At 61.1% G+C, this 25697-nt stretch carries 25 protein-coding genes; 16 read left to right on the plus strand and 9 right to left on the minus strand.

Features of this window, described 5'->3' with window-relative positions:
* Positions 1 to 157: 157 nt before the first annotated feature.
* The 3 genes from K5X80_RS12940 (at position 158) to K5X80_RS12950 (ending at position 3344) form a co-directional block, all read left to right on the plus strand.
* Positions 158 to 826, plus strand: a complete 669-nt coding sequence (locus K5X80_RS12940) for a TetR/AcrR family transcriptional regulator (protein ID WP_222558133.1) — start codon at positions 158 to 160, stop codon at positions 824 to 826.
* A 161-nt stretch (positions 827 to 987) separates the two neighbouring features.
* Entirely contained in the window at positions 988 to 1671 is a 684-nt protein-coding gene (locus K5X80_RS12945; RefSeq protein ID WP_222558134.1) for an SDR family NAD(P)-dependent oxidoreductase, read from the plus strand.
* A 41-nt stretch (positions 1672 to 1712) separates the two neighbouring features.
* Positions 1713 to 3344 (plus strand): AMP-binding protein, encoded by a 1632-nt coding sequence (locus tag K5X80_RS12950; RefSeq protein ID WP_222558135.1) that lies wholly within the window; start codon positions 1713 to 1715, stop codon positions 3342 to 3344.
* A gap of 61 nt (positions 3345 to 3405) precedes the next feature.
* On the opposite strand, the gene K5X80_RS12955 is transcribed toward K5X80_RS12950, so the two are convergent.
* From K5X80_RS12955 to K5X80_RS12965, 3 genes are all read right to left on the minus strand, one after another.
* Positions 3406 to 3834, minus strand: coding sequence for a nuclear transport factor 2 family protein (locus K5X80_RS12955; RefSeq protein WP_222558136.1), 429 nt, complete (start codon positions 3832 to 3834; stop codon positions 3406 to 3408).
* Positions 3835 to 3915: 81 nt separating this feature from the next.
* Positions 3916 to 4266: a Rieske (2Fe-2S) protein gene (locus K5X80_RS12960; protein WP_222558137.1), complete on the minus strand. Its 351-nt coding sequence runs from the start codon at positions 4264 to 4266 to the stop codon at positions 3916 to 3918.
* A gap of 215 nt (positions 4267 to 4481) precedes the next feature.
* Positions 4482 to 6950, minus strand: a complete 2469-nt coding sequence (locus K5X80_RS12965) for a TonB-dependent receptor (RefSeq protein WP_222558138.1) — start codon at positions 6948 to 6950, stop codon at positions 4482 to 4484.
* Positions 6951 to 7094: 144 nt separating this feature from the next.
* On the opposite strand from K5X80_RS12965, the gene K5X80_RS12970 reads away from it, so the two are divergent.
* A complete protein-coding gene (locus K5X80_RS12970; protein WP_222558139.1) occupies positions 7095 to 8105 on the plus strand; it encodes an NADP-dependent oxidoreductase in 1011 nt (336 codons plus the stop codon).
* Positions 8105 to 8908, plus strand: coding sequence for a ThuA domain-containing protein (locus tag K5X80_RS12975; RefSeq protein WP_222558140.1), 804 nt, complete (start codon positions 8105 to 8107; stop codon positions 8906 to 8908). The genes K5X80_RS12970 and K5X80_RS12975 overlap by 1 nt, the downstream gene beginning before the upstream one ends.
* 11 nt (positions 8909 to 8919) lie before the next feature.
* Here K5X80_RS12975 and K5X80_RS12980 read toward each other — a convergent pair whose 3' ends face one another.
* Positions 8920 to 9684, minus strand: a complete 765-nt coding sequence (locus tag K5X80_RS12980) for an SDR family NAD(P)-dependent oxidoreductase (protein WP_222558141.1) — start codon at positions 9682 to 9684, stop codon at positions 8920 to 8922.
* Between the two features lie 77 nt (positions 9685 to 9761).
* Positions 9762 to 12059 carry a TonB-dependent receptor gene (locus K5X80_RS12985; RefSeq protein WP_502778347.1) on the minus strand — a complete coding sequence of 766 codons (2298 nt, stop codon included), beginning with the start codon at positions 12057 to 12059 and terminating at the stop codon, positions 9762 to 9764.
* Positions 12060 to 12211: 152 nt separating this feature from the next.
* Here K5X80_RS12985 and K5X80_RS12990 point away from each other — a divergent pair, with 152 nt between their 5' ends.
* A complete protein-coding gene (locus K5X80_RS12990) occupies positions 12212 to 13225 on the plus strand; it encodes an NADP-dependent oxidoreductase (protein ID WP_222558143.1) in 1014 nt (337 codons plus the stop codon).
* A gap of 99 nt (positions 13226 to 13324) precedes the next feature.
* Here K5X80_RS12990 and K5X80_RS12995 read toward each other — a convergent pair whose 3' ends face one another.
* Entirely contained in the window at positions 13325 to 14086 is a 762-nt protein-coding gene (locus K5X80_RS12995; RefSeq protein WP_222558144.1) for an SDR family NAD(P)-dependent oxidoreductase, read from the minus strand.
* Positions 14087 to 14236: 150 nt separating this feature from the next.
* On the opposite strand from K5X80_RS12995, the gene K5X80_RS13000 reads away from it, so the two are divergent.
* The 4 genes from K5X80_RS13000 (at position 14237) to K5X80_RS13015 (ending at position 17556) form a co-directional block, all read left to right on the plus strand.
* Positions 14237 to 15052: an SDR family NAD(P)-dependent oxidoreductase gene (locus tag K5X80_RS13000; protein WP_222558145.1), complete on the plus strand. Its 816-nt coding sequence runs from the start codon at positions 14237 to 14239 to the stop codon at positions 15050 to 15052.
* 128 nt (positions 15053 to 15180) lie between these two features.
* A complete protein-coding gene (locus K5X80_RS13005) occupies positions 15181 to 16365 on the plus strand; it encodes an aromatic ring-hydroxylating oxygenase subunit alpha (RefSeq protein WP_222558146.1) in 1185 nt (394 codons plus the stop codon).
* 28 nt (positions 16366 to 16393) lie between these two features.
* Positions 16394 to 17197: a sugar phosphate isomerase/epimerase family protein gene (locus K5X80_RS13010; RefSeq protein WP_222558147.1), complete on the plus strand. Its 804-nt coding sequence runs from the start codon at positions 16394 to 16396 to the stop codon at positions 17195 to 17197.
* Positions 17194 to 17556, plus strand: coding sequence for an EthD domain-containing protein (locus K5X80_RS13015; protein ID WP_222558148.1), 363 nt, complete (start codon positions 17194 to 17196; stop codon positions 17554 to 17556). The genes K5X80_RS13010 and K5X80_RS13015 overlap by 4 nt, the downstream gene beginning before the upstream one ends.
* Positions 17557 to 17561: 5 nt before the next feature.
* On the opposite strand, the gene K5X80_RS13020 is transcribed toward K5X80_RS13015, so the two are convergent.
* Both K5X80_RS13020 and K5X80_RS13025 read right to left on the minus strand, forming a co-directional pair.
* On the minus strand, positions 17562 to 17996 hold the full coding sequence (locus tag K5X80_RS13020; protein WP_261390710.1) for a nuclear transport factor 2 family protein: 435 nt from the start codon (positions 17994 to 17996) through the stop codon (positions 17562 to 17564).
* Complete coding sequence (locus K5X80_RS13025) at positions 17996 to 19339, minus strand: aromatic ring-hydroxylating oxygenase subunit alpha (protein WP_222558150.1); 1344 nt, start codon at positions 19337 to 19339, stop codon at positions 17996 to 17998. The genes K5X80_RS13020 and K5X80_RS13025 overlap by 1 nt, the downstream gene beginning before the upstream one ends.
* Before the next feature lie 230 nt (positions 19340 to 19569).
* Between K5X80_RS13025 and K5X80_RS13030 the strand changes: the two genes are divergently transcribed.
* The 6 genes from K5X80_RS13030 to K5X80_RS13055 all read left to right on the plus strand — a co-directional run bounded on the left by K5X80_RS13030 (position 19570) and on the right by K5X80_RS13055 (position 24833).
* Positions 19570 to 20007, plus strand: coding sequence for a GFA family protein (locus tag K5X80_RS13030; RefSeq protein ID WP_222558151.1), 438 nt, complete (start codon positions 19570 to 19572; stop codon positions 20005 to 20007).
* An 8-nt stretch (positions 20008 to 20015) separates the two neighbouring features.
* On the plus strand, positions 20016 to 20573 hold the full coding sequence (locus K5X80_RS13035) for a nuclear transport factor 2 family protein (RefSeq protein WP_222558152.1): 558 nt from the start codon (positions 20016 to 20018) through the stop codon (positions 20571 to 20573).
* 1 nt (position 20574) lies between these two features.
* Positions 20575 to 21900 carry an aromatic ring-hydroxylating oxygenase subunit alpha gene (locus tag K5X80_RS13040; RefSeq protein WP_222558153.1) on the plus strand — a complete coding sequence of 442 codons (1326 nt, stop codon included), beginning with the start codon at positions 20575 to 20577 and terminating at the stop codon, positions 21898 to 21900.
* A gap of 104 nt (positions 21901 to 22004) precedes the next feature.
* A complete protein-coding gene (locus tag K5X80_RS13045; protein ID WP_222558154.1) occupies positions 22005 to 22451 on the plus strand; it encodes a nuclear transport factor 2 family protein in 447 nt (148 codons plus the stop codon).
* Positions 22452 to 22668: 217 nt separating this feature from the next.
* On the plus strand, positions 22669 to 24402 hold the full coding sequence (locus K5X80_RS13050; RefSeq protein WP_222558155.1) for an FAD-dependent oxidoreductase: 1734 nt from the start codon (positions 22669 to 22671) through the stop codon (positions 24400 to 24402).
* Positions 24402 to 24833: a hypothetical protein gene (locus K5X80_RS13055; RefSeq protein WP_222558156.1), complete on the plus strand. Its 432-nt coding sequence runs from the start codon at positions 24402 to 24404 to the stop codon at positions 24831 to 24833. The genes K5X80_RS13050 and K5X80_RS13055 overlap by 1 nt, the downstream gene beginning before the upstream one ends.
* 82 nt (positions 24834 to 24915) lie before the next feature.
* On the opposite strand, the gene K5X80_RS13060 is transcribed toward K5X80_RS13055, so the two are convergent.
* Positions 24916 to 25695, minus strand: coding sequence for an SDR family NAD(P)-dependent oxidoreductase (locus K5X80_RS13060; RefSeq protein WP_222558157.1), 780 nt, complete (start codon positions 25693 to 25695; stop codon positions 24916 to 24918).
* Positions 25696 to 25697 lie beyond the last annotated feature (2 nt).

The following is a 25697-nucleotide window of genomic DNA, read 5'->3' on the forward strand; positions in this document are numbered from 1 at the left end:
ATTGCGCCGCCTTATGCCGGCTTCGTCCCGCCATCATAAATAACCGGATGATGTGCCGGTTTTTGTGGCGCAGGCATGGGAAAATGCATACTGAGACTTTGACTAGGGCCACATGGGACCACTTGCAGACACCCATAACGCACGAGACAGTACGCCGATGACTTCACCCAGAGACAAGCAGGTACTCAAAGAGATCCGCCGGGGCAGCGGCCCGGATGACGAGACCCGTTGGCAGCAACGCAAGAGTTCGCTGACGCGCGAGGCTATTCTCGAAGCGGCGATCGAATGCCTGGTTTCTTGCGGCTACATCGGCCTGACGACGAGCGAAGTCACCAAGCGAGCAGGCATTTCCCGCGGCGCCATGCATCACCATTATGCCAACAAGATGGAACTGGTCGCTGCGCTGGTCGACTATGTGCTGTACCGCCGGATGCAACATTTCCTGAAGGAATACCCCCAGCTCCGCCTGGATGACACCGACCGGACGCTGAAGCACGCCACCGAACTGTATTGGCGCATCCTGCAACGCCGGGAATTCATGGCCTATCTCGAACTGGCGATGGCGGCCCGCACAGACCCGGAACTCGAACGTGTGCTGATCCCGGCAACCCGCCGCTTCGACGCAATCTGGACACGCGAAATGGCCGAAGCCTTTCCACAATGGGGGGAGCGTGTACACCAGATGATACTGGCCAGCGATTTTGCGCAGGCCGCCCATCTCGGCCTGCTGTTCAACGCCGCCATCATCGGCGAAGAACGTCAGAGGGCCGTGCGCGACCTTATCGTTCGAATGGTCGATACCGTTTACGGGGATGCCGCCGATTGATTACGCCCTACAAGGCCGATCTGGAAGAAAGGATAGTTTTACAGCGTGCGGGCGCGGCGCAGATTGGGCCAATACGAAAGCGAAACGGCAGGCACGACCTCCGCGCCGGGCTGATCGCATTTCGCCGTGCGGCGAAGTGTCGACTATGGGAAGGAAAAAGAATGGCTAACGTGATTGTCTCCGGGGCATCCCGGGGAATTGGGCTGGAACTGGTCAGGGCACATCTTGCCGCTGGTGATCAAGTCCACGCATTGGCACGCGATCCTTCGTCCCCCGCGCTGGCGGCATTGCAGTCAGAAGCAAACGGCCGGCTGGCAATCCATCAGGCCGATGTCGCTTCGGATGACTCGATTGCCGCCGCGGCGGCAGCGACAGGCAACGAGCCGGTCGATATCATCTACAACGTCGCCGGGATTACCGGAAAAACGCCGGCCGCACTGGAACCGGGCGACTGGGAAGGCTTCGACGATTCCATCGAAATCATGCTCAAAGGGCCCTTGCGGGTGCTGCGTGCGTTCCTACCCCGTCTCGGCGAGGGCTCCAAGGTCATCAACTTCTCCAGCCAACTCGCCGCTTCCACCTGGCCCTATGGCGGATATTATGGCTATGTCGCGGCCAAATCCGGCTTGAACCGCATGATGCGGTCCGCCGCGCTTGATCTCAAGGATCGGGGCATCGTGATCGGCATCGTTCACCCCGGCTACGTGCAGACCGATATGGGCGGCCCCGATGCCGATATCTCCCCGGCGGAAAGCGCGGCCAGCATCATCAAGCTGACACGAGAATGGCCGCTCGAACGCTCTGGCGATTTTTACAAGTGGAACGGCGAAGAACATGCCTGGTGACATCGCAGGCGGCTCTATCCTGGCAAAGGCAATCGCGTAGCATGGCACAACGAAAACCAGCCCCATGGGCATGGCTGGAAACCCCCGCCCCGCATCAGCGCGCCTACGCGCAGGCGATGGTCTGGGATGACGGCACGATTGCCGACCAGGCTATCGCCCTGACCGAACACGATCCCGATTTCGTCGCCTTCGTCGAGGGAGACGAGGAGATGACCCGTGCCGAATTGCTGGCCGATGCCGAAGCACTCTGCGCCGCGCTGCATGCCCACGGGATGCGCCCCGGCGATGTCATCGGGTTTCAGGTGCCCAACTGGCGCGAAGCGGCCGTTATCAATCTGGCAGCCGCGCTCTCGGGCTTCATCATCAATCCGATCGTGCCGATCTACCGCGATCACGAAGTTTCACTGATGCTGGCCGATTGCAATGCCCGTGCGTTCTTCGTGGCGGCGCAGTTCCGCAATTACGATTTCGCCGCCATGGCAGAGCGTATCCGCCCTGCCCTGCCCGATCTGGCGCATGTCTTCATCGTGCGCGGAGAAGGGCCGGATGATTATGCCGCGCTGATCGCACAAGGGCGTGGGCAGCGCTTCGCCCGCCCCACTGTCGATCCGCTGGGCGTCAAGATGGTGCTTTACACATCGGGCACCACCGGACGCCCCAAGGGCGTGCTGCATAGCCATGTGACGCTGTCCCGCATTGTGCGCCAGAGCGGGGAACACTGGGGGCTGCGCGCGGGCGAAGCGACGCTGATGCCGTCGCCTGTCACGCATGTCTCCGGCTATGCCAACGGGCTGGAAGCTCCGCTGATCTGCGGCACACGCACGGTGCTGATGGAAAGCTGGAATGCCGCGATGGCCGTCGCACTCATCGATCGTCACCAGTTGGTCGGCACTGTCGCCGCAACCCCGTTTCTGGTGGAACTGGCCGATGCCGCCCGGGCGGCGGCAAACCCTCTCCCGTCGTTCCGCTATTTCGCCTGTGGCGGGGCGGCAGTGCCTAACGACCTGATCCCGGCGGCCCGGCAAGCCTTCGCCAATTGCCAGCCTTTCCGCGTGTTCGGCGCATCCGAAGTACCGCTGGTGACGTTTGGCTGGCCAGGCAACGCCGATCTTGCCGCCACCACGGACGGCGAAATCGTCGATTACGATGTGCTGGTTGTCGATGCCGACGACCAGCCCCTGCCCGATGGGCAGGCCGGTGAAATTCTCGCCCGTGGCCCCGGCATGATGATGGGCTATGCCGACGAACAGCAAACCCGCGAGGCGATTACGGCGGAAGGCTATTTCCGCACCGGCGACCTTGGTATCCGCACGGCCGAGGGGGCAATCGTGATCACCGGACGCAAGAAGGACCTGATCATTCGCGGCGGCGAAAACATTTCCGCCAAGGAAATCGAGGACACACTGCACACGCATCCCGGCGTGGCGGAAGCGAGCGTTGTCGCCATGCCGCACGAACGGTTGGGCGAAGGCATTTGCGCCTATATCATCGCCGCCGGCAACGCAGCCCCGACGACAGAAGAACTGGCCGCCCATGTCGCCATGAGCGGCCTTGCAAAACAGAAGATACCCGAACGCTTCGAATTCGTGCCGGATTTCCCCCGCACCGCCTCCGGCAAGATCCGCAAGGATCAGTTACGCGAAGATATCGCGCGCAAGCTTGGAGCGAGCTAACGCCCGCCCCGCCCCGCGCCTTCTTCCACCATGATTAGGAAAGAAGGCGCGCGGTCGGGGTTTACACGCCCTTGGGGCCGTGCTGACGGTGAATATTGCGGAACGAGCGGCTGTGGAACAACCACTGCCCGTCGCGCTTGACGCAGGTATCTTCATAGACACCGCGATCCCGCTTGGTCAGACCGTCCTGATCGTACACTTCCGAAGTATAGCTGCGCACGCGCGCATGATCGCCTTCCACCTCGATCGAGGCCGGCCAGGCTTCGAACATGATGCCGGGGTAGGCTTTCATGGCTTCCAGCCACATGGCGACAATCGCCTCACGGCCTTTTGTCGTACCGATTTCGGGGTAGTCGGGCAGCGACCACTCGCCATCTTCGGCCCAGGTCGCGCCCCATGCGAGCGCGTCGTTACGCGTCACAGCATCGGCATACGTTTCAAGCAATTCGCGGATCGCCAGACGGTCCTCCACCGGGCCGGTAAATGGCATGATAGTCCTTTCCCTTCGCTGTTTCCCGCACGAAGCTAGCCCCATCCGCTACCGTACGAACCTATGGCTAGTGCGAGGAAATCATATGCCAACGGGAAGTTCATCCATGCCGGGGGGCGCATCGGGCACAGCCACTTCAATCATGCCGCTTTCGAGCCGAACCGGGAAAACCCGCAGATCGCGATAAGCCGAACCGAGGCAACGCCCGGTGGCGAGTTCAAAGCGAGCGCCGTGGAGCGGGCACATCACCGCACCCCGGCGGATACGCCCCCCCGAAAGCAAAGACGCCTGATGCGTGCAGCGATCATTCACAGCGTGAAAACCGTCATCGGTCCGGGCAAGCAGGACATGCCAGCCCCCCACTTTCACGGCCAGCTTGCCCTCCTCAGGAAAACTGCTTTCCTCGATTACGCTGTGCCAGGCTTCGCTCATACGTCCTTCCCCGTTCCAGCCGCGCCTGCGGCTGTTCCAACCGTTTGTTTACAACATCCGCTTTAGCTTCTGGCCAGCCTCAAAAAAGGCTAGTCATAGCGCTAGGTCGCTATCCCCTCGTGGCCCACCACAGCGGAACAAACGGCACCCACGCAAACGCAAACGGACGGAGCCTTGCAGCTCCGCCCGTCCGCCCCATGTTTCTTTCAAAAGAGTCAGAAACGCTTGGTCAACTGCACCCGGACCGTGCGCGGCAGGTTGCCGAACCCCAGTTGATCGGCGTGAACACCCGCATCAGTGCCGGTGTTGAGCCCGGTGGAAGGCCCATCGACCACGCCCGCAACATAGAACTGGTTGGTCAGGTTCTTGCCAATGACGGCGATTTCCCAGTTGTCATCCGCCGCGCCAAAGCGAACACCGGCGTCCAGCGTCACATATTTTTTCTGGCGCGAGTCCGGATTGCCGAAGCCCGATGCCAGATAGCTCCCGCTGTAACGCGCATCCACATTGATGCCGAACTTCAGGCTGTCGCTGATCTCGCTGTCATAGGACACGCCCAGATTGCCGGTCCATTTCGGAGCCACGGCGAGCGGAGCGCCGTTGAGGTTCTGGCGCGTTTCCAGACCGCCGACGAACGTGCACCCTTCCGCAATCGTCTGGCCCGCATAACACGGCGCCTGCGCGAACTTGCTGTAAGTCGCCTTGGTGTAGTTGACCGAGCCATGGATATTCAGACCCTGCACCGCGCGCGGAGCGAATTCGAATTCCAGTTCCACCCCACGGGTCTTCGCATCCGCCGTCAGCGTCTGGAACGCGAAGATCGGTGAATTGAAGAAGTCCACTTGCAGATCGAGATATTTGTAAGTGAACGCGGTCAGGTTGAGGCGCAGTTGGTTGTCGGCCAGCGTCGACTTGATACCCGCTTCGAACCCGCGTGCCTTTTCCGGATTGAACGTGAGGTCGCTCAGCGGATCGGATGAGAATTTCGAGTTGATCCCTCCGTTCGAAAACCCGCCCGACTTGTACGCTGTCTTGTAGGCACCGTAGATCAGCAGGTTGCTGTTCGGTTTGTAAGTCAGCGTGGCTTCGGGCGACCAGTTGTTGAACTTCTGGTTTGCGCGGATCACGCCGAGACCATCGGGATCATCCGCCGGCCGGAAGATCGAAACCACCCCCGGGTTGTTGTACGGCTGGGTGAAGAAGCTCCGCTTGGTTTCGTGCGTGTAACGCGCGCCGCCGGCAAGCTCGAGTTCGGGAATGATCTTCCACGAAAGCTGGCCGAATATGGCGATAGTCTCACCCTTGGTGTAGCTGCTCTTGCGCGTCGCCATGTAGAGATTTTCGGCCGAGGCAGCGCTGTTGCGCAGCCCCGCGAAGGCAATGTACTGCCCGAAGTCACGCCGGGTTTTCTGATAGAGCGCACCTAGCATGCCGTTGAACGGACCATCGAGCCTGGAGGTGACGCGCAATTCCTGCGAAAAGGCCTTCCAGGTCGAGTTTTCGGTCGCCCATTGCCCGGCGTCGCTCGTCTGGAAATCGCAAGCACAGGCCCAGCGATTGTTGTTGGTGTTGTAGTTCGTCACCGAATTGATGACGAAGTTATCCAGTTCATAACTGATATTGCCGTTGATAGCCCACGAACGATACCGGTTGTAAAGCTGGCCGTCTTTCTTGGCGTAAGGGAAATTCGCCGCGATATCGGCCGGCATGTTGTTCTGGTGGGTGACGAACTTGTTATCGCAGGCATAGCCGGTCAACTGGCTGAGCCCGCTTTCCAGACCGCAATTATAGGCCACATAGTTCCATGAGGAATTGTTGACCTTGTTGTAATCGTATGTGCCTTTCAGCGTCATCGTGAGCCGGTCGGTCGGCGTGTATTTCAGCGTCAGGCGGGCGAGCAATTCATCCTCACCCGGCTGGTGCCTGGAAGCAGGCGATGCGATGGATGTGATCGGATTGCCGCTGCCCCCCGCCAGAATATCCTGGATATCGACCGTGGTATAATTTCGGTCGACGGAAACATTGCGATAGTATCCGCGATCCATCTTCGAACCGCGTACGGCAAAACGTACCCCCAACGTATCGGTCAGCGGACCGGAAGCGATGAATTCCCCCTGATACTGGCGCGAACGGAATTCATATCCGGCACGGGCGATGAATTCCGCCTCGGACCCCGGATCGTTGGTGGTCAGCGAAATCACGCCTGCGGTGGCGTTCTTACCGAAGAACAGCGCCTGCGGGCCTTTCAGCACTTCGACCCGCTGTAAATCGAAAAAGCCTTCCTGGATCACGCGACCCTGGCCGTAATAGGCGCCATCGACCACGACCGCGACCGATTGCTCGATACCGATGGAAGTCGATGAGGAACCGATGCCCCGCAAGGTCAACTGGGCGCCCGAACCGTTGGATGCGCGCCCGACGTTGAGGCTGGGTGTCGCGGCGGCGATCTTTTCGATACTGGTAAAATCGCGTTTCTGGATCGTTTCACCCGAAATCGCCATAACCGCCACGGGAACCGATTGCGCGCTTTCTTCACGCTTGCGCGCGGTCACCACGATATCGGTCAAGCCACCGCCGCCGGTGCTGGCGGCAGCCTGATCGGCCTCCTGCGCCAACGCGGGTTGAACAAAGGCCACAAGCCCGAGCACGCTCGATCCGAGCAACATATTTTTTATGAGACGCATTTCAGTCTCTCCTCCCTGAAAGACGCCCTTGTAATATGCCCACATGCCCCCAAACCTGTCCTCGCCAAATGACTAGTCCTATCCCTTTCGTGAGGTTTATGCAGCGGGCTGGCGCGGCACCCCTCGCTCAAGGGAGAACCGACTATGACCGACCATCGCTACTGGCGTCTTGACCGCCATCCTGCGGGCCATGATTTTGCGAGCGCGCTCAGCTTGCAAAGCGCACCGCTACCCGCACTCAACGAAGGCGAAGTCCGCATCCGCGTGCAGTGGCTTTCGATGGATGCCGGTACGCGGATGTGGATGAGCCCGCGCGAAGATGGCTATCAACCGCCCCTCCCGCTCGGCTCACCCATGACCGGGCTGGTGCTGGGCCAGGTCTGCGAGAGCCGCGATCCCCGCTTTGCCATAGGCGCGCTGGTGCGCGGATTTGGCCAATGGGCAGATATCAGCACCGTCATACCCGATCTGGCAGGCCTTGAGATACTGGACGAAACCGTGGCCGATCCCCGCCAGCATTTCGGCACTTTGGGTATGAACGCCTGGACTGCCTATGTCGGTGTGAAGGAAGTGGCCGCCATCCAGCCGGGCGAATGGCTGGCCGTTTCCGCCGCAGCGGGCGCGACGGGGAGCCTCGCCTGCCAGATCGGGCGCAATCTCGGCGCGCGCGTGATCGGCATTGCCGGGGGGCCAGACAAATGTGCGTTCCTGCGCGAGGATATCGGCGTCGATCTCTCGATCGATTACCGCAACCAGGATGTCGCAGCCGAACTGGCCAAAGTCGATGGCGGGATCAATGCCTTTTTCGACAATGTCGGGGGCCCAATTCTCGATGCCGTATTGCCCAATATGGCCCATTATGGGCGCGTGGCCATCTGCGGCATGGTGGCCTCTTACGACAGCGACGAAGCACTGCCCGGCCCGGCGAAATTCGACCAGATCCTGATGCGGCGGCTGCGGGTCGAAGGATTCTTCATTCCCGATTTCCTCCACCGGGGTAGCGAATTCCTGCCGCAACTGCGCCGCTGGGCCGATGCAGGGCAGTTACAGATGCGATTTGACGAGACACAGGGCCTCGAAAACGTCCTCGTTGCTTACGACCGGATGCTTTCGGGCAAGAATATCGGCAAAGTCATCGTCAAAGTCGCGGACTGATGCCGATCATCCGCCATCGCGCCGCCTTGCAATGCCTTGTCGCCGTGCGCGGGCATCCGTTCGACCGCACGGCGTTCGATGGCATGTTTCAGGCAATGGAGGGGCTTTCCGCCACCATGGTCGATCAACCGGCCGCAGCACGGTTGATGTCACCCGAAGGCATGCGCGGCTTCGATGTGCTGGTGCTTTACGATATGCCGGGTCTCGATTTCGAAGCCGGGGCCGAGGAAGCCCCACCGCTCTACCGCGATCCTTCCCCCGAACTGCGCGACGGGCTGCGCCGCCTGCTGGAACAGGGGACCGGGATCGTCGCACTCCACCATGCGCTCGCCGGCTGGCCGACATGGGGCGATTATCATGAATGGCTGGGCGGCCAGTTCCTCTATCACCCCGGCCCGGTGCGCGGGGAGCACTGGCCGGACAGCGGCTATCGCCATGACGTGACGCATGAAATATCCATCGAGCAAGATCATCCTGTAACGGCGGGCCTGCCACCGCACTTCACACTGGTGGACGAGCTATATCTGTGTCCGATCTTCCCCGAAGGCGCGACGCCCCTGCTGCGATCCTCCGCCGCATTCACCCGCGATCATTTCTGGTCGGCCGAATTGGCCGTCAGCGGGCAGATGTTCACCCGTGAAGGCTGGGACCATCCCGATGGCTCCAACGTGATCGGCTGGGCGAAGCAGGCGCTGGCTTCACGGCTCGTGTATCTTCAGCCAGGCGATGGCGCCGCCGTTTACAACGATCCGAACTATCGCCGCTTGGTGGAAAACGCGATCCGCTGGGTGGCGGATCGCTGAACATCTCCTGCTTACTGCGCGGCCATACCGCCATCGACGACAAATTCACCGCCTGTGATATAGCGCGCCTCGTCCGAGGCGAGGAACAGGTTCATGTTGGCGATGTCGAGCGGGCTGCCCATGTAGCCCATCGGAACCAGAGCCATGGTGGAATCGAAATTGTCGGCGTTGTCTTCCTGCGCCACCCCCTGCATGTTGGTGAGTATCATGCCGGGATGGACGCTGTTGCAACGAATCCCGTCCTTTGCGCATTCCAGCGCCACCACTTTCGAAAACAGCCGCACACCGCCTTTCGCCGCTGCATAGGCAGAACAACCCTGCACCCCGAACAGCCCCGCCACGGACGAGATGTTGATGATCGATCCGCCCTCGCCCACCTTGCGCATCAGTTTCACAGCCCGCTGCGTGCCGTAGAACACGCTGTCGAGATTGACACTGTTCTGAAGCTTCCAATCGGCGGTGGTAAATTCTTCCAGCATCCGCAGCACGGCAATCCCGGCGTTGTTCACCAGTATGTCCAAGCGCCCATGGCCGGCCTCTATTGCCCCGATAACGCGGTCCCAGTCGGCCTCGCTGACGACATCATGGGGCAACGCTTCGGCTTTGCCCCCGGCCGCACGGATGTCCGCCGCCACCCGCTCCGCGCCATCGCCGTCGCGATCGGTGATGAACACGATCGCCCCTTCTTCGGCAAAGCGTTGCGCGGTGGCGCTTCCCAGGCCCGGCACCGACGCGCCGCCGGTTATCAGTGCAACTTTTCCGTCCAAACGTCCCATGATCATCTCCAGAATTGCGATAAAGGGGGTATGAGCATTGGCCCCGGCAAAGTGTCACCGTGCGCCAGAAGGCATAATCAGAATTCGAGCCCGAGCTGCGCCCCGAACACACGCGGTTCGCGAGCGGTCGCGAAGCCCCAGTAAACGGGGAACGCCGATGCGGTGAACGCTGTCTGGCTGCCGCGATCGTTCAACAGATTGCGGACGAACCCGGTCACACGCGCTCTGGTGCTGTCGTTCAGTTTGAAAATGACCGACGCGGAAATGTCGATCAGGTTCTGCGCATCGGAGCGCAAACGCGGATCGTTGCGCGGCACGTCCACCGTCGCCCCGGCAGGCGCGGAAATCGCCGTGGGATAAATCGCCGGATCGGCGGAAATCTGCTGATCGTAGCGCGAAAGGTATCGATAACCGGCGTTGAATTTCAGATCCGCATCCAGCTTCCCTTCCAGCGGCACCGTGTATTCCGCATTGATCGAAGCGGTAATCTTGGGGGCATAGATCATGTCCACCCCGGAAAAATCGAATGTCCGCGAGATCGACGTGGTCGCACCGGTGGCGACGGGTTGATCGACAATGAATCCGCGGAAGCTGGCATCGGTGTAGCCAAAGGCGCCCCGCACTGTCAGGCCATCCACAGGGCGCAAAGTCACGTCCGCTTCAAACCCCTTGATCTTGGCGGCGGCGGCATTGATGACCACCGTCTGCGGCAGGGCAATACCGGGCACTGCCACCGTCCCCGTTTGCTGAATACCCTTGTAGTCGGAATAGAACGCCGCCAGATTCACCGTCAACTTGCGATCCCACAGCTCGCTTTTCAGCCCGGCTTCCCAGGCGTCCACGGTTTCCGGCTCGTAAGGCAAGGTCGCAGAATAGACGGTGAGCCCCCGCCCGTTAAACCCGCCCGAACGATAGCCGCGCGACCATGATGCATAGAGCATCAGGTTCTGGTTCGGCCGATAGTCGATGCCGATTTTCGGGGTAAACTTGTTCCACGTATCCGACACGCGCGGCGCAGCGAAAGATGCCGATGGATTGCCGGGATCGGTGAACGCCGTCTGCAACGACTTCTTGTCATGCGTGTAGCGCCCGCCGCCTGATATACGGACCTTGGGCAACACTTCCCAGTTCACGTCGATGAACCCGGCATAGGATTCCGACCACCCCGTCGTGCTCTGCAAGGTCGGCGCGGCCCCGAAAACCGATGTGGCCTGATCGAGGTGATAGCGGCTCTTGAAGTAGTAAACCCCGGCGACATAATCGAATGAATCGCCGATCCTGCCGCTGGCCCGCAATTCCTGGCTGAACTGGTGGTATGTCTGATCCCGGTTGGTGGCATAAAGGCCGGCGGACCCGTAGTCCTGCATGATATCGTCCGTGCTTTCGCGGTATGCCGTCACCGATGTCAGTTTGATGCCACCCAGATCGAGATTCATTTCCGCGGTCACACCGGGCGAACGGTATTTCCCGTAAAGCGATTTCGACGCGATCACGTTGTAGATACCGCGCGTATTGCTCTGATCGACCAGCGCGGGCGGCATGGCCCCAGCAAACGCATCGCCGGTTTTCGTGAGGCTGCCGAGCACCGGATCGAAATCCTGCACCTGCTTGTCCACGGTAATCAGCGCTTCGAAATTCGAGGATGGGGTGAACAACAGGCTGGCGCCGAAATTCTCGTTGTTCGTGCCGCCGCGATGCTTCCCGCCATCGGCGAGATCGCGATAATAGCCATTGCTCTGCGTATGCATGTAGAAGAACTTGGCCGCCAGAATATCCCGCACGACCGGCACATGCACCACGTTGCGGCTGCTGAAACGGCCATAACTGCCGACTTCCAGTTCCAGCTTGCCGGAAAACTCATTCTTCGGGCGCGAACGCTTGACGTTGATCACGCCGGCGATCGTGTTGCGGCCGAACAGCGTGCCTTGCGGCCCGCGCAGCACTTCGATGGAATCGATATCGAAGAAATCGAGCATTTGCCCGGTCGAGGTCCCGATATAGACTCCGTCGATATTGACCCCCACCGCCGGATCGAACGACTTCTCAATATCGGCAAACGCGATCCCGCGGATCGAAATATTGGCTGCGGCTGCCCCAGTGCCGCCGCTGGTAATCACCACGTTGGGCGCAGCACCCTGAAGGTCGCCAATCGTCAGCGCCGCCGCCCCTTCAAGCTGCGCGCCCTGCAGCGCCGTGACGGCGACGGGCGTTGTCTGGATCGATTCAGCGCGGCGCCGGGCAGTCACGATGATCGCCCCCGGATCGTCAGCCGAAATCGCAGGTTCGCCTTGAGCCCAAGCCGGTGCGGCCAGGCCCGCCATCATCGATGTCGCCAGCAAGGCGGTAAGTGCTTTTCTGCGTGAATGCACGAACATCGCAATCCCCCTCCATACAGCCGCCTTTGGGCGGTCCGTTTTCAGGGGAGGCTATGCAATAGATCGTCAGTTGCGTTTAACTGCCCATTATCACAGGTGCGGCCCGGCCCGTATCACGCAAGCAATGACTGCTCACGTGGAGAGAACAACAGATGCCCGAAAATCGCCGCTTCCTGCTCGTCCGCAGGCCGCATGGCACGCCTGTGCCGGAAGATTTCAGCCTCGTCAGCGAAGCCATACCGACCCCGCCGCCCGGCGGCTTCGTGGTTCGCAACCATTACGCATCGCTTGATCCGGCGCAGCGCGGATGGATGGACGATGCGCCCAGCTACATGCCGCCTATCCCGTTGGGAGATCCGGTGCGCGCCACGACGGTGGGCGTGGTTCACAGCTCGGACAATCCCGATTTCCCACCCGGCCAATGGGTCCTGGGGATGAACGCGCTGGAAGACTATTCGGTGTCCGCGCCGGGCGGTTTCACAATGCCGGTCGACATATCGATCGTCGATTCCCCCTCGAAATACCTCTCTGCCATGGGCGCGGTCGGGTTGACCGGATATTTCGGGCTGCTCGAAGTCGCCAAGCCGCAGGCGGGGGAAACGCTGCTGATTTCAGGGGCTGCGGGCGCGGTCGGCTCCGTCGTCGGCCAGATCGGCAAGATTGCCGGCCTCAAAGTCGTTGGGATTGCCGGGGGCGGCGAGAAATGCCGCCGGCTGATCGAAGATTACAGCTTCGATGCCGCCATCGATTACAAGGGCAAATCAGTGGAGCACCTGGCAGCCGAAATCCACGCGGCGCTGCCCGAGGGGGCCAATATCATCTTCGAGAACGTAGGCGGCGACGTGATGGATGCCGAACTACTGAATCTCGCCAAGAAGGCGCGCGTGGTCCTGTGCGGGTTGATCAGCGAATACAATGCGCCCGAGCGGATCGGCGTGCGCAATCTGTGGCAAGTGCTCGCCCAGGAAGCGACGCTTTATGGCTATCTGGTGATGGACTATGCACCGCGCTTTGCGGAAGCTGGCGCGATCATGGCCGAATGGATGGCCGAAGGCAGACTGCGGATCGACGAAGACGTGCAGACAGGGTTGGAAAACACCTACGATGTGTTCATGCGCCTGTTCAGCGGCGCGAATACCGGCAAACTGGTTCTGCAAATCGCCTGACCATTACCGAGATCGGAAAAAGGCGCGGGCGGGCATAACCGGACCCGCGCCTTTCCTATTTGCCTCCCACGCCCGGCTTTGTGCAGCAGGGCGAAGGCGTCAGAATTGAACCCGCTTGGTATAGCCGCCATCGACCACGACATTGGTGCCGGTGGTGTAGGAAGAAGCCGGGCTCGCCAGGAACACCACGGTGCGCGCCACTTCTTCCGGCCCACCCCAACGGCCCAGTGCGAATTGCGATTCCACCGAATCGTGCAGTTCGGGCGCTGCTGCCTTGATCGCTTCCCAATTGCCGCCGGGAAACTTGATCGGCCCCGGCGAAACGCTGTTCACGCGAATGCCCTTGGGCCCCAGCGACTGGCTGATCTGGCTGGCATAGACGATCAGCGCGCCCTTCAACGCATTATAGCCCTGCGGCATGATGAAAGTTTCAAGCCCCGCAGTGGACGCCATGATGACGATCGAACCGGCAGCCGATTTTTCAAGATAGGGTTCGAGCACTTCGAGCCCGTTCACCGCCCCCATGATGTCGAAATCGAGCGACTTCTGCCAATCGGTTGTCGCCCCCGCCCCCGAGGTCGAAATCATCGGCACGAAAATGTCGCATCCCCCCAGTTTTTCCGCAGCGGAGGCCAACCAGGCGCGATAGGCATCGGCACCCGCTTCCATATCGAACGGTTCGCCCACCACTTTGCCGCCATGGCGGGCAATGGAAGCAGCGGTTTCCGCCACCTGATCCGCGTTGCGCGAACAGAAGGCCACGTCCGCACCTTCGGCGGCGAACAGTTCCACCGTTTCACGCCCGATCCCACGGCTGCCGCCGGTCAGGATAACTTTCTTGCCTTTCAATCCCAGATCCATGGGAAACGCTCCTCGCCGAGAATACCAAACACTACGGCCGTTCTTGTCTCTCGGCCGGGTCGAAGCCACTCCCTTTTTGATCAGGATGGCCCTGTGTGGAGGAATGCTAGCCTGCTGCTTGAAGCAAAAACCAACCCGAGGAGGGATATCATGGATCGGCTTGCAGGCAAGACGGCGGTCGTGCTCGGGGCGAGCAGCCCGGACAATATGGGCCAGCACATCGCCCGCCGTTTCCTGGCCGAAGGCGCGCATGTGCTCGTCGCCGGACGCAAGGCCGATGTCCTCGAAGCCTTCGCCGCCGAAAACGATTGTGCATGGGCAACCTGCGACATCACCAGAGAAGCCAGCCTTTCCGCTCTTTCCGACCGGGCGATGAAGGACCTTGGCGGGATCGATATCGCGGTGAACGCCACCGGCTGGGGCTTGCTCAAACCCTTTCTCGACACCACGCATGACGACATCGTGGCGATGAGCGCGCTACAATATATCGGACCGTTCGAATTCTTTCAGGCGATGATCCGGAAAATGGCGCACAGCCGGGGCGGACGCGGCGGGTCGATCATCCAGATCAGCTCCGCCACCGCCACGATCATGCTCAACGATCATGCCGCCTACATGGGCACCAAGGCAGGAACGGACCATGTGATCCGCTGTATCGCGCATGAATTCGGCGCAGAAGGCATTCGCGCCAATTCGATTTCTCCGGGCCTTACCGATACGCCGATGAACGCGGAGGCAAAGGAAGTGCCCGGCCTGTTCGACGCCTTCCTGCCCGCCTATCCGCTGGGCCGGATCGGCACCAGCGGCGATGTCGCGGCGGCCGCCGTCTTCCTGGCCAGCGACGAATGCTTCATGACCGGCGAAAACCTGCAGGTGAACGGCGGGCTGACTTTGCGCCGCAATCCCACCCGCGAGGAAATCGGCGCCAGTGTCGCCCGCGCAGCGAACGCCCGGGGCCATTCGTGAAGGCATGGAGCACGGCCGAATGAGGCTTGCCCATCGGCGCACCTGTCACCTGTCGCAGCTTGCGGGCGGTCGCCGGCGGTGCTCAACCGGAAGCATAACCAAGGGCCTCGTCCCCTGAGTATGGGAGAATGAAGTTGGACCGCGTGCAGCGTCTGGGCGATGTCGCCGAAATCATGCTCGATTACGTCGAGAACAAGAAGACTCATCAGGGTGAGAATATCCAGCGCGTTCCCACCGCGAGCTATACCGACCCGGATCAGTGGCGCACCGAAATGGATCTGGTTTTCAAGCGCGTACCGCTGATGCTGGCCTTCACGGCCGAACTCCCCAACCCGGGCGATTACAAGGCGATGGACGCGATGGGCGTGCCCGTGCTGATCAACCGCGCCAAGGACGGCACGGTGCGCGCATTTCTCAACGTCTGCTCGCACCGCGCGGCCCCGGTCGCGAACGAAGGGCATGGCAATTGCCCGCGCTTCATCTGCAAGTATCACGGCTGGACTTTCGGGCAGGACGGCAAGCTGATCGGTGTCGCCGAAGCTTCAACTTTCGGTCAGGTCGACAAGGCCGAACGCGGCCTGCGCCAATTGCCGTGCGAAGAACGCGCGGGGATGATCTTCGTCTGCCTCACTCCTGATGCCCCCATGGATCTCGACCGCTATTTCCGCGGATTCCTCGCCGACTTCGAAGCGCTCGATTTCGCCAACTGGACTTATCTCGGATCGCGGGTGATCGAGGGGGCGAACTGGAAGATCGCGTTCGATGGCTATCTCGAAGGTTATCACTTCGCCTCGCTCCACCCCGAAACCATTGCGCCGCGCACGCCCTCGAACTGCATGCATTACGAAGGGTTCGGGCCGAACATACGCATCGGTTTCCCCCAGCGCCGCATCGCCGAAGCGCTGCGCCCTCTCCCGCGTGAGGAATGGGGCGAGCAGGAAAACAACGGCTATGATTTCGTGCGGATATTCTTCCCCAATGTGTCCTGCTTCGTTGCCCCGGAAATCACGCAGGTGGCCCAGCTTTTCCCCGGGCCGACGCCGGACAGGAACCGCACGGTATTGAACTATCTGCGCCGCGAACCGGTTCGTGACGAGGAAGATCGCGCCAATGTCGAAGCGTCGATGAACTTCTTCCGCGATGTGACCTATACCGAGGATTATCTCATCGGCCTCGAAATCCAGAAAGGACTGGAAGCGGGCGCCCACGAAGACATGGTTTTCGGCAAGAACGAACGCGGCAACCAGTACTTCCACGAATGGCTGGACTGGTATCTGAAAGACAATCCTTCCGCCCCCGAACCGACATTGTAGGCACGCTCCGATCGGACGGACACAGCGCATGAACCCGATCTCGCTCGCCTCAGGCGTGCTGCCCGAATTCGGGCCTGTCACCCTGGCCGAGGCCGCCCGCGCGGGTGGTTTCGATGCTGTCGGTCTCTGGATCGAACCCGATCGGTGGACCGCAGGCACCACCCGCGAGGTACGCGCAGCGCTGGCCGCGACCGGCCTACCCGTGCTCGATGTCGAAGTGATCTGGTTGAAGCCGGGTAGCGCGATGGACGATCATCGCCGGGTGATCGATATCGGCGCGGAATTGGGCGCGGCCCATGTCCTGTGCGTTTCTTCCGAGCCCGACAGCGCCGTCACTGCCGCCCGCCTTGCCGATCTGTGCCGCCATGCGGAAGGCAGCGGGATGCGCGTGGCGCTGGAATTCGGTATTTTCACCGAAGTGAAAACGCTGGCGGACGCACTGTCCATTCTGGATGCGGTCGGCCATGATCTGCGCGCGGTGCTGATCGATCCGATCCATGTCGACAGGTCGGGAACCGCTCTGGAAGAGATCGTCCGCATCGATCCCGCGCTGCTGCCCTATGCGCAGTTCTGCGATGCCCCTGCACAGCGGCCCCAGCCCGCCGATTTCGATGCGGTCATCACCGATGCCATCGACTTGCGCCGGCAATGCGGCGAAGGCGCCCTGCCCCTGCATGGCCTCTATGCGGCACTGCCTGCGGATATCCCTCTCAGCATCGAATTGCGTTCGCGTGCCTTGCGCGAAGGCTTCCCCGATCCTGCCGCACGGGCGAGAGCAGTGGCGGAGGCAACGCGGTGGTGGCTGGCATCGACGCGGGAGGCAGCAGCATGACCGTCACCGTCATCACTCTGCTCAAGCGGCGTGCGGGCATGAACAAAGCCGATTTCATCGCCTATTACGAAGACACGCATCGCCGCATCGGCGAGCAGGTGCTGGCAGGCCACGCCACCCGCTACGTTCGCCGGTTCCTGCATCCGCTTGACGGGCAGGACCGCCACGACGATGCCGACGTGGTGATGGAAATCGACTTTCCCGATGAAGCCGCGCGCGATGCCTGCTTTGCCGCGCTGGCCGAACCTGCCACTGCCGCGATGATCGCGCAGGACGAGGAACGCCTGTTCGACCGCACCCGCATCCGCACGTTCGCGGTGGAGGAACGGCAGTCGGATCTGCCGCCCCTCCCTCGCTGAAGCCGTCAGTCGGCAAATACGGTACGATATTCGCGCCGGGTGAACAGCCAGCGCCCGTCAATCTTCTTTAGTTCGTCATCATAGCGGCCCGTCGCATGCACGCGCTTGCCGCTGGCGGGATCATCGTAGATTTCGATGGTATAAGCCACGGCGCTGGCATGATCGCCTTCCACCGCGATCATGCCCGGCTGCATGAAATAGATCATCGGGCTCGCCCCGTGGTTGAGGCCGTAGTGCTTCATCGATTCCAGCCATCCGGCAAGGATCGCCTCCTTGCCCGAAAAGCCGCCGAGGTCGGGATATTCGGGCAAGGCCCAATAGGCATCCTCCGCCCAGATCGCACCCCAGATTTCCGGATCTTTCGTCATCACCCCGTGGGCGTGCGTGTCCATCAATTCGCGGATCGCGGTACGATCCTCCAGCGGCCCTGTGAACGCCATCACGGTTTCCTCCCTTCCAGCCAATCGTTCAGCACTTCGTGGAAGAAGCGCACCCGCGTTTCCTGCGCGGGAAGATAGGCATCGACATAACCGCGCGAATGCATCCCGGCCTGCATCCCTTCGGCCAGTTCCATATCCTGAAACACGATCTGCCCCGCCAGTTCGGGAATGCCCCGCCCGGCATCGAAATCACGGTGTTCGCACAAGTCCGCCTCGCGCAGCGGCCTGGGACCGGCCATCACCGATTCCACTTCGCGCTGCCCTTCCACCGGAAAAGCCATGCACCACAGATCGAAGTAGCATTTTTCCGGATCGTCCGGATGCGGTTCGCTGCGGAAGAACACCAGATTGTCGGGCAGGAAGCTGATCGTCACATTGGGGAAGATCACGGTATGCGGGCTGTCGGTGATCTCTTCATCGTCCATATGCTCGTAGTGGACATAACCGCGTTCCCGCCACAGCCGCCGCTTCGCCGCTTTGAGATCGAGCCATCCTTGCTGGGCGAGTTCTTCGTAAGAGGCATAGCTGTCGGGATCGATATCCCACTGCTGAAGGATCAGTTTGAAAGGGTGCGGGATATTTTCGGGCAGCCGGTCGGACAAGGATGGCCGCATCGGCTGCACCGTGCGCCCATGCCCGGCAGGCCACATTTCATGCCGGGCGGTATCGACATCCTGATCGATCCACGGCGGCACTTGGGGATGGGCCGTGCGCGTGTGGTAGCTCTCGGAGAAATTGTCGGTAACGAATTTCCAGTTGGCGTTGAGCGCGATCCGATACCATGCCACCCGCACAGCGGTATCCATCGGATAGTTGCGGTAAAGCTGCGGCATCGGGTCGAGGTATTCGGCAAGGCTGGGGCCCTCCTCCGCCATCGTGTACCAGACGAACCCGCCCCAGGTATCGCAACGCAGCTCCTTCAGGCGTGCCTTGCCGCACGGATCGCCCTGCGGGAAATCGTGCCCGTCCTGCACGAATCGGACCACGCCATCGAGGCCGTAGCGCCAACCGTGATAAGGGCAACTGAAGGTATCGGCGGTGGAACTTTCGCTCACTATCCGCATACCCCGGTGGGCACAGGAATTGTAGAATGCCTTCACCGATCCATCGTGCTGGCGCACGCAGATCACCGATTCCTTCATGAAATTGTGCACCACATAATCGCCCGCTTCCTGCAATTCCGCAGTGCGCCCCGCGATATGCCAGATCTTCGTCCAGAGGCGATCCCATTCCTTCTGCGCGAATTCGCGCGAGTAGTAGCGATCCCCGGTAATCCGATCGCCGCGCAGGGCAGCAGGATCGCGCCCGGATAGCGGCGGTGGAACCGCGGCAAACTCGTTCATGTCAGTCCTCTCCAACTCTCTGGCTCAAGTTCCATGGAGAATCTGCCTTGCGCCGCCGCCGCCGCAAACTGGTACTTGTCGGAGAAATCGCTCATTTCCTTGCGCGGGATACCGCGCCAACCGCCCGGGCTGGCCTTTGTGAGAGGCTGACGAGGCGCGCATGCCTGATGCACAATCCCCCAACCGGCAGGTTCAGGCCCATATGGCCGTACCGCCACAATGGAGAGAGCATGACCAGCGCGACCGCACATCCGCCGTCCCAGGTGCGCACGGGCGGCTGCCTGTGCGGCGCGGTTCGGTACGAAGCGGACTGGCCGCCGCAGGCGCTTGTCACCTGCCATTGCACCAACTGCCAGAAACAGGCGGGATCGGCCTTGTCGGTTGTTGCGGTGCTTGCCCGCGATGGCCTGCGCGTGGACGGCGAACTCAACACCTATGAAGATCGCGGCGCCAGCGGACAACCGGTCTGGCGGCGGTTCTGCCCCCGCTGCGGCTCACCGGTGATAACCGACACCCCGGCAGTGGCGCAACAAGGGCTGATTTTTCTCAAAGCCGGAACGCTGGATGAAACCGCCGATCTGGTTCCCACTCTGCATTACTGGACGCGCAGCGCGCAGGGATGGTTCCCCTTCAACAGCGGCACCATCGCCTGCCTTGAAACGCAATAGGATTGCCAATGCCCGACCCCTTCGATCTCGAAGCCGAAATGCGCGATTATGCGGCACGGCGCAGCATCACGGACGCGGTGCAGCGCTACATGCGCGGGCTCGATCGCCTCGATCCGGAACTGCACCGTTCTTCCTTCCATGACGATGCCTTTATCGATTGCGGGCTGATGCAGGGCGGTGCGGATCAGTTCGTTGCCTTCGCACAGGATTTCCTTGGCGCGATGGACGGCAGCCATCATCTTCTCGGGCAGGTTCGGATAGAAATCCATGATGCGCACAACGCCAGCGGCGAATGCTATTTTCAGGCGTGGCACGGGGTGCGCGATGCCGCGGGCAATCCGCGCGATCTGTTTATCGCCGGGCGCTATGTGGACGAATACGCCTGCAAAAATGGCGAGTGGCGGATCATCCGCCGCCACCTTATCACCGACTGGGTAAAGGACGACCCGGCCGACCACGCCTTTTACGCCGCGAACCCCACGACCAACCGGGCGGGCCGCAGAGGCGAGGATTTCAGCCAGCACCGCCAGTGGCCACAACAGATGGCCGGGCAAGGAGGATACTGACGTGAACGCCGAAACTAGAGTTTCCCGCTATTCCCAGGAATTCGATCTGCCGGTGCGCGGCGATACGATCACCGCGGACCGTTACATCTCCCGCGAATGGATGGATCTGGAAAACAAGCATTTGTGGCCCAAGGTCTGGCATCTGGGCGGCGTGCTTGCCGATCTGGAGGAACCCGGCGATATCATCCGCCACAATTTCGGCAAGGAATCGGTCATCATGGTCCGGCAGGACGACGGATCGATCCGCGCTTTCTACAACAGTTGCCCGCATCGCGGGAACCGGCTGGTGCTGGGCGATGTCGCCAGCGTCAACCAGATCACCTGCGGTTATCACAGCTGGACTTTCGATCTCGACGGCACTCTCGCCAAAGTACAGGACCCGGACGATTTCGCGGGCGGCAGCCCCTGCGGGCGGGTGCACCTGTCCGAACTGCGCTGCGAAACCTGGGGCCCGTTCGTGTTCTGGTGCATGGATGACGATGTGGCCCCGCTGCACGAATGGATGGCGCCCTTCCCCGAACGGCTGGCGGGCTATGGCCTCGACAACTGGGTACGCGTGCTGAACGTATCGGCGGATTGCAATTTCAACTGGAAGATCCTGCGCGACAATTTCAACGAAAGCTATCACCTGCCCACGATTCATCCCGAACTGGCGATGTTCATCAACGACGGACTGCCGACCACATTGTTCGAAATGTACCCGTCAGGGCACAATTCGATGTGGATGATCGGCCATCAGGCCACCACCCGCACGGATTATGAAAGCGGCGATGTGCCTGCCGGGCTCGCCGAAGCGGCTGCGGCATGGGGTATCGATCCGGCCGAATACAAAGGCCGCACCGGCGATATCCGCCAGGCAGTGATCGAAGCCAAGCGGCGGCTGGGAGCGGAGCGCGGTTACAGCAATTATGCGAATATGAGCGATCAGCAACTGGTCGACTATTTCCACTGCACGCTGTTCCCCAATCTCACGATCACCATGTCACCCGAACAGTGCCAGATCCTGCGCACGGAACCGCATCCGACCGATCCGGAAAAGTGCATTTTCCAGCATTGGTGCCTCTATCCGCCGGTGCCGGGAATGACCGAGGTCTACACCCCCGTCGGCATGGCCCCGCTAGAACACGATGCGATCCATCGTCATTCGGCTTACGGCGATGGCGTCTCACTGGGCTTTGTCGCCGATCAGGATCTTTCCATCGGCACTTCGCAGCAGCAGGGCCTCAATTCACGCGGTTTCAAAGGCTGCATCCTGCCCGGGCAGGAAAAGCGGGTGCAACGGTTCCATGAACTGCTGAACGATATGGTGCTGGGGAAAGAGGGCTGATCGACGATGCGCTGATGTAGGCCCATCCTGCAAACGCATCGCAAACGTCACTTGCGGCTGGGGCGCCCCAGCCGCCCCGCATTTCCAGACCGAAAGCCATCGTCATGTCCATTTGCCCGATTGAAGACCGCCTCGCACTGGAAGACCTCACCGTGGCTTATGCCCATGCTCTCGACAGCATGGGCGACGTGGCCGATATCTGCGCCTGTTTCACCGAAGATGCGGTTTACGATCTTTCAGGCATCGGCATGGCCAAAGTCACCGGCCACAGCGGCATCAGCGATCTGTTCACCGGCATTTTTGCAACGATGAGCCACCAGGCCCATTACCTCAGCAACTTCGCCGTGACCGCCTACGCCGGCGATACCGCTTCGGTCCGCACCTACGTCGCCGGAACAGGCCGGGCGAAGGATGGTAATCAGGTGACTGTCAACGGGCGCTATTATTTCGATGCCGTGCGCACAGCCGAAGGGTGGAAATTCGCCCGGTATCACATGGATTTCCTCCTCCCGGTTCCCGGCGCTCTGGCGGAGATGCATCCCGGCGACTAATCCCCGGCGCAGCGGATGTCCGCTGGCTGGAAAGTCACACCTCGGCAACCGTTAAACGGCTCGTTTCCGCCGTTTAACGGTGCTTTTTCATGGCACATTCTCCCCCATCCTGTGTCAACCGCCCTCCCCTTTCAGCCCTGTCTTTTAGTCGAGTGGACGAACATGCCGCCGAGGCTAACAACAGCCCCAACAGCATGAGGCGAGAGGAACAAAATCAATGTCGGAATACGCAATTGGCCGCCGCCAACTGCTTGCTGGCGCAGGGGTTACGGCGGTCGCGGCAGTTGCCGCCGGCTGCACGCAGAATATGTCCTCCGGTACAGGTGAAGGCGGTTGGGATCACGAGACGGATATCCTCTGTGTCGGTAGCGGCGCGGCCGCCGGCACTGCCGCCGTTACCGCCGCAGCCGAAGGCGCCAAGGTTCTCATGCTCGAAAAGATGCCGATCCTTGGCGGAACCACGGCCAAATCAGGCGGTGTGGCATGGATATTCAACCACTTCATCCTGCGCGAACAGGGCATCAAGGACGAGAAGGCCGATGCTCTGAAATATGCGGTCCGTTATGGCTATCCGCGCCAATACGATCCGTCGAGCCCAACACTCGGCCTCGATGAAAACCGCTACAAGGTGATCGAAGCATTCTATGACCATGGCGCAGCAGCAATCGACAAGCTGCGTGAACTGGGTGCGGTGCAATTCAAGCAATTCCGCCTGTTCCAGATCGACCGCCCGGCCCCCGACTATGCCGACCATCTGCCCGAAAACAAAGTGCCCACCGGCCGTACTCTCGAACCGGCGGTAGGCTCCGGATCGACGGAGGGTGGCGGCAGCCTCGCCAAGCAAATGGCGGAATACCTGAAGAAGAAGGACGTGCCGATCATGCTCGACACGCAGGTGACCCGCGTCGTGAAAGACGGCACCGGGCGGGTGATCGGTGTCGAGGCGCAACAACAAGGCAAGACAATCCGCATCAAGGCCGAAAAGGGCGTGATTTTCGGCACCGGCGGCTATTCTCATAATGTCCAGCTGTGCGAAACGCATCAGCCCTGGGTTTATGGCACCTGCTCCCTGCCGGGCTCAACCGGGGATTTCATCCCCATCGCGGAAGCTGCCGGGGCCAAGATGGGCAATCTCGGTCTCGCCTGGCGCAGCCAGGTGGTGCTCGGCGAAGCATTGGCCAATCGCGGGGTCGGCATGGGCGCCTTCGTCCTGCCTGGGGATTCGATGATCCTCGTCAACAAGTATGGCAAGCGCGTGGTCAACGAAAAGCGTGACTACAACGACCGGACTCAGGCACACTTCCCCTACGATCCCTCGCACGAGGAGTATCCCAATCATCTAATGCTGATGCTGTTCGATGAACGCTCCATCGATGCTTTCGGTGGTGCGTTCCCCTTCCCGGCGAACAAGGGCGAACAGCCCCACCTGATCGAAGGTGCGGACTGGGATGAAGTTTTTCGCAAGGCCGATGCCCAGCTCGCCAAATGGGCCGGCAAGACGGGCGGTGTGCGTCTCGCCCCCGATTTCGCGGCAACCGCGAAAGAGACGATCAACCGCTTCAACGGCTATGCAAAAGCGGGCGAAGACCCGGAATTCAACCGTGGCAAATATCTCTATGACCGCGAGTGGCACCTGCTGTTTTCCGCCCGCCGCCCCGGCACCACACAGCCGGAAAACCCCTACCCCAACAATGTCATGCATCCGTTTGCCGATACCGGGCCATATTATTGCATCATCCTCGGCCCCGGCACGCTGGACACGGCAGGGGGACCACAGGTGAATGAAAACGCGCAAGTGCTGGGCTTTGATGATAAACCCATTCCTGGCCTCTATGCGGCGGGCAATTGCATCGCATCGCCCACCGGGCAGGCTTACCTCGGGGCTGGTGGCACAATCGGTCCGGCACTGACGTTCGGCTATATCGCCGCCACGCACGCGGCGGGTGCCTGATGCGCCGGTTTCTTCCGATCGCCACGGCGCTGCTCGGCGCCTGTTCCGGCTCGCAAGGCGATACCCGCAACACCACGGATAGCGCGCCATCCGAAACCATTGCTGCCCAATCGGCATTCGAGGCGGAAATCGTTCCGATCCTCACCTCATCCTGCGCCACCTGCCATCTCACGGGACAGGAAGCGGGCAATATGGCACTGGTGCCGAGCAAGGCCTTGGCGACACTGGTCAATGTCCCGTCCACCGAAGCACCCGGGCTGATCCGGGTGGTGCCGGGCGATCCCGACAAGAGCTATCTGGTGATGAAACTGGAAGGCACGCAGATCACCCATGGGGGCACCGGGGCGCAGATGCCGTTCGGTGCGCCGCCGCTGTCGCCTGACAAGATCGCCAGAATCCGCCAATGGATCACCGACGGCGCCAAACCGTGAAAGTGGATGCCCTGTCTGGCGCGCTAATACAAAACCGCTCCCCCTACACCGTGCGGAGAGGCCAGTTATAGCGCGCCCGGCATTAGACCTGGCTGAAGCCGCCGTCGATCACCAGTTCGCTGCACGTCACGAAGCTCGCCGCATCGGAGCAGAGATAGACCACCCCACCGCCGATTTCTTCCGGCCGTCCCATGCGGCCGATCGGATGGCGTGCTTCCATCGTGGCCTGCGCCACTTCGCGCGACGGGGCCGCCCCGAGTTCGACATAGCGATCCATGATCGAGCCCAGCATCCCCGTATCGATTCCGCCGGGGTGCACGGAATTGACGCGGATGTTGTAGCCGAGAGCGGCGAACTCCGCTCCCAGACATTTTGACAGCATTTTGACCGCCGCCTTGCTGGTACAATAGGCCGCGTTGAACGCCGCGCCGCGCAAACCGCCGACGCTGGAGAAGTTGACCACCGAGGCCCCACTGCTACGCGCCTTGCCGCCCTCCTTCAGGAGCGGCAAAAGGATCTGCGTGCCGATTATGATGGAATCGACATTCACCGCGTTGACCCGGTGAAAATCGCTCAGCGGCGTATTCTCGAATTGGGTCACGATGGAAATACCGGCATTATGCACCAGCGCATCGATACGCCCGTATTTTTCCGTGGCGAAAGCGGCCAGTGCGCGCCAATCGGCTTCGCTTGCCACATCATGACGCAGATAATGGTCCGCCCCTGCGATATCGGCGTTATCGGGCAGGTCCGTCGCGATCACGGTGGCTTTGGCGGCTTTAAGCGCCCTCACGAGTTCACGGCCGATCCCGCCCCCGGCACCCGTCACCACGGCGACAACGCCATCCAGTGCAATCGTCATAT

The sequence above is a fragment of the Caenibius sp. WL genome (assembly GCF_019803445.1).
Lineage (GTDB): Bacteria > Pseudomonadota > Alphaproteobacteria > Sphingomonadales > Sphingomonadaceae > Caenibius.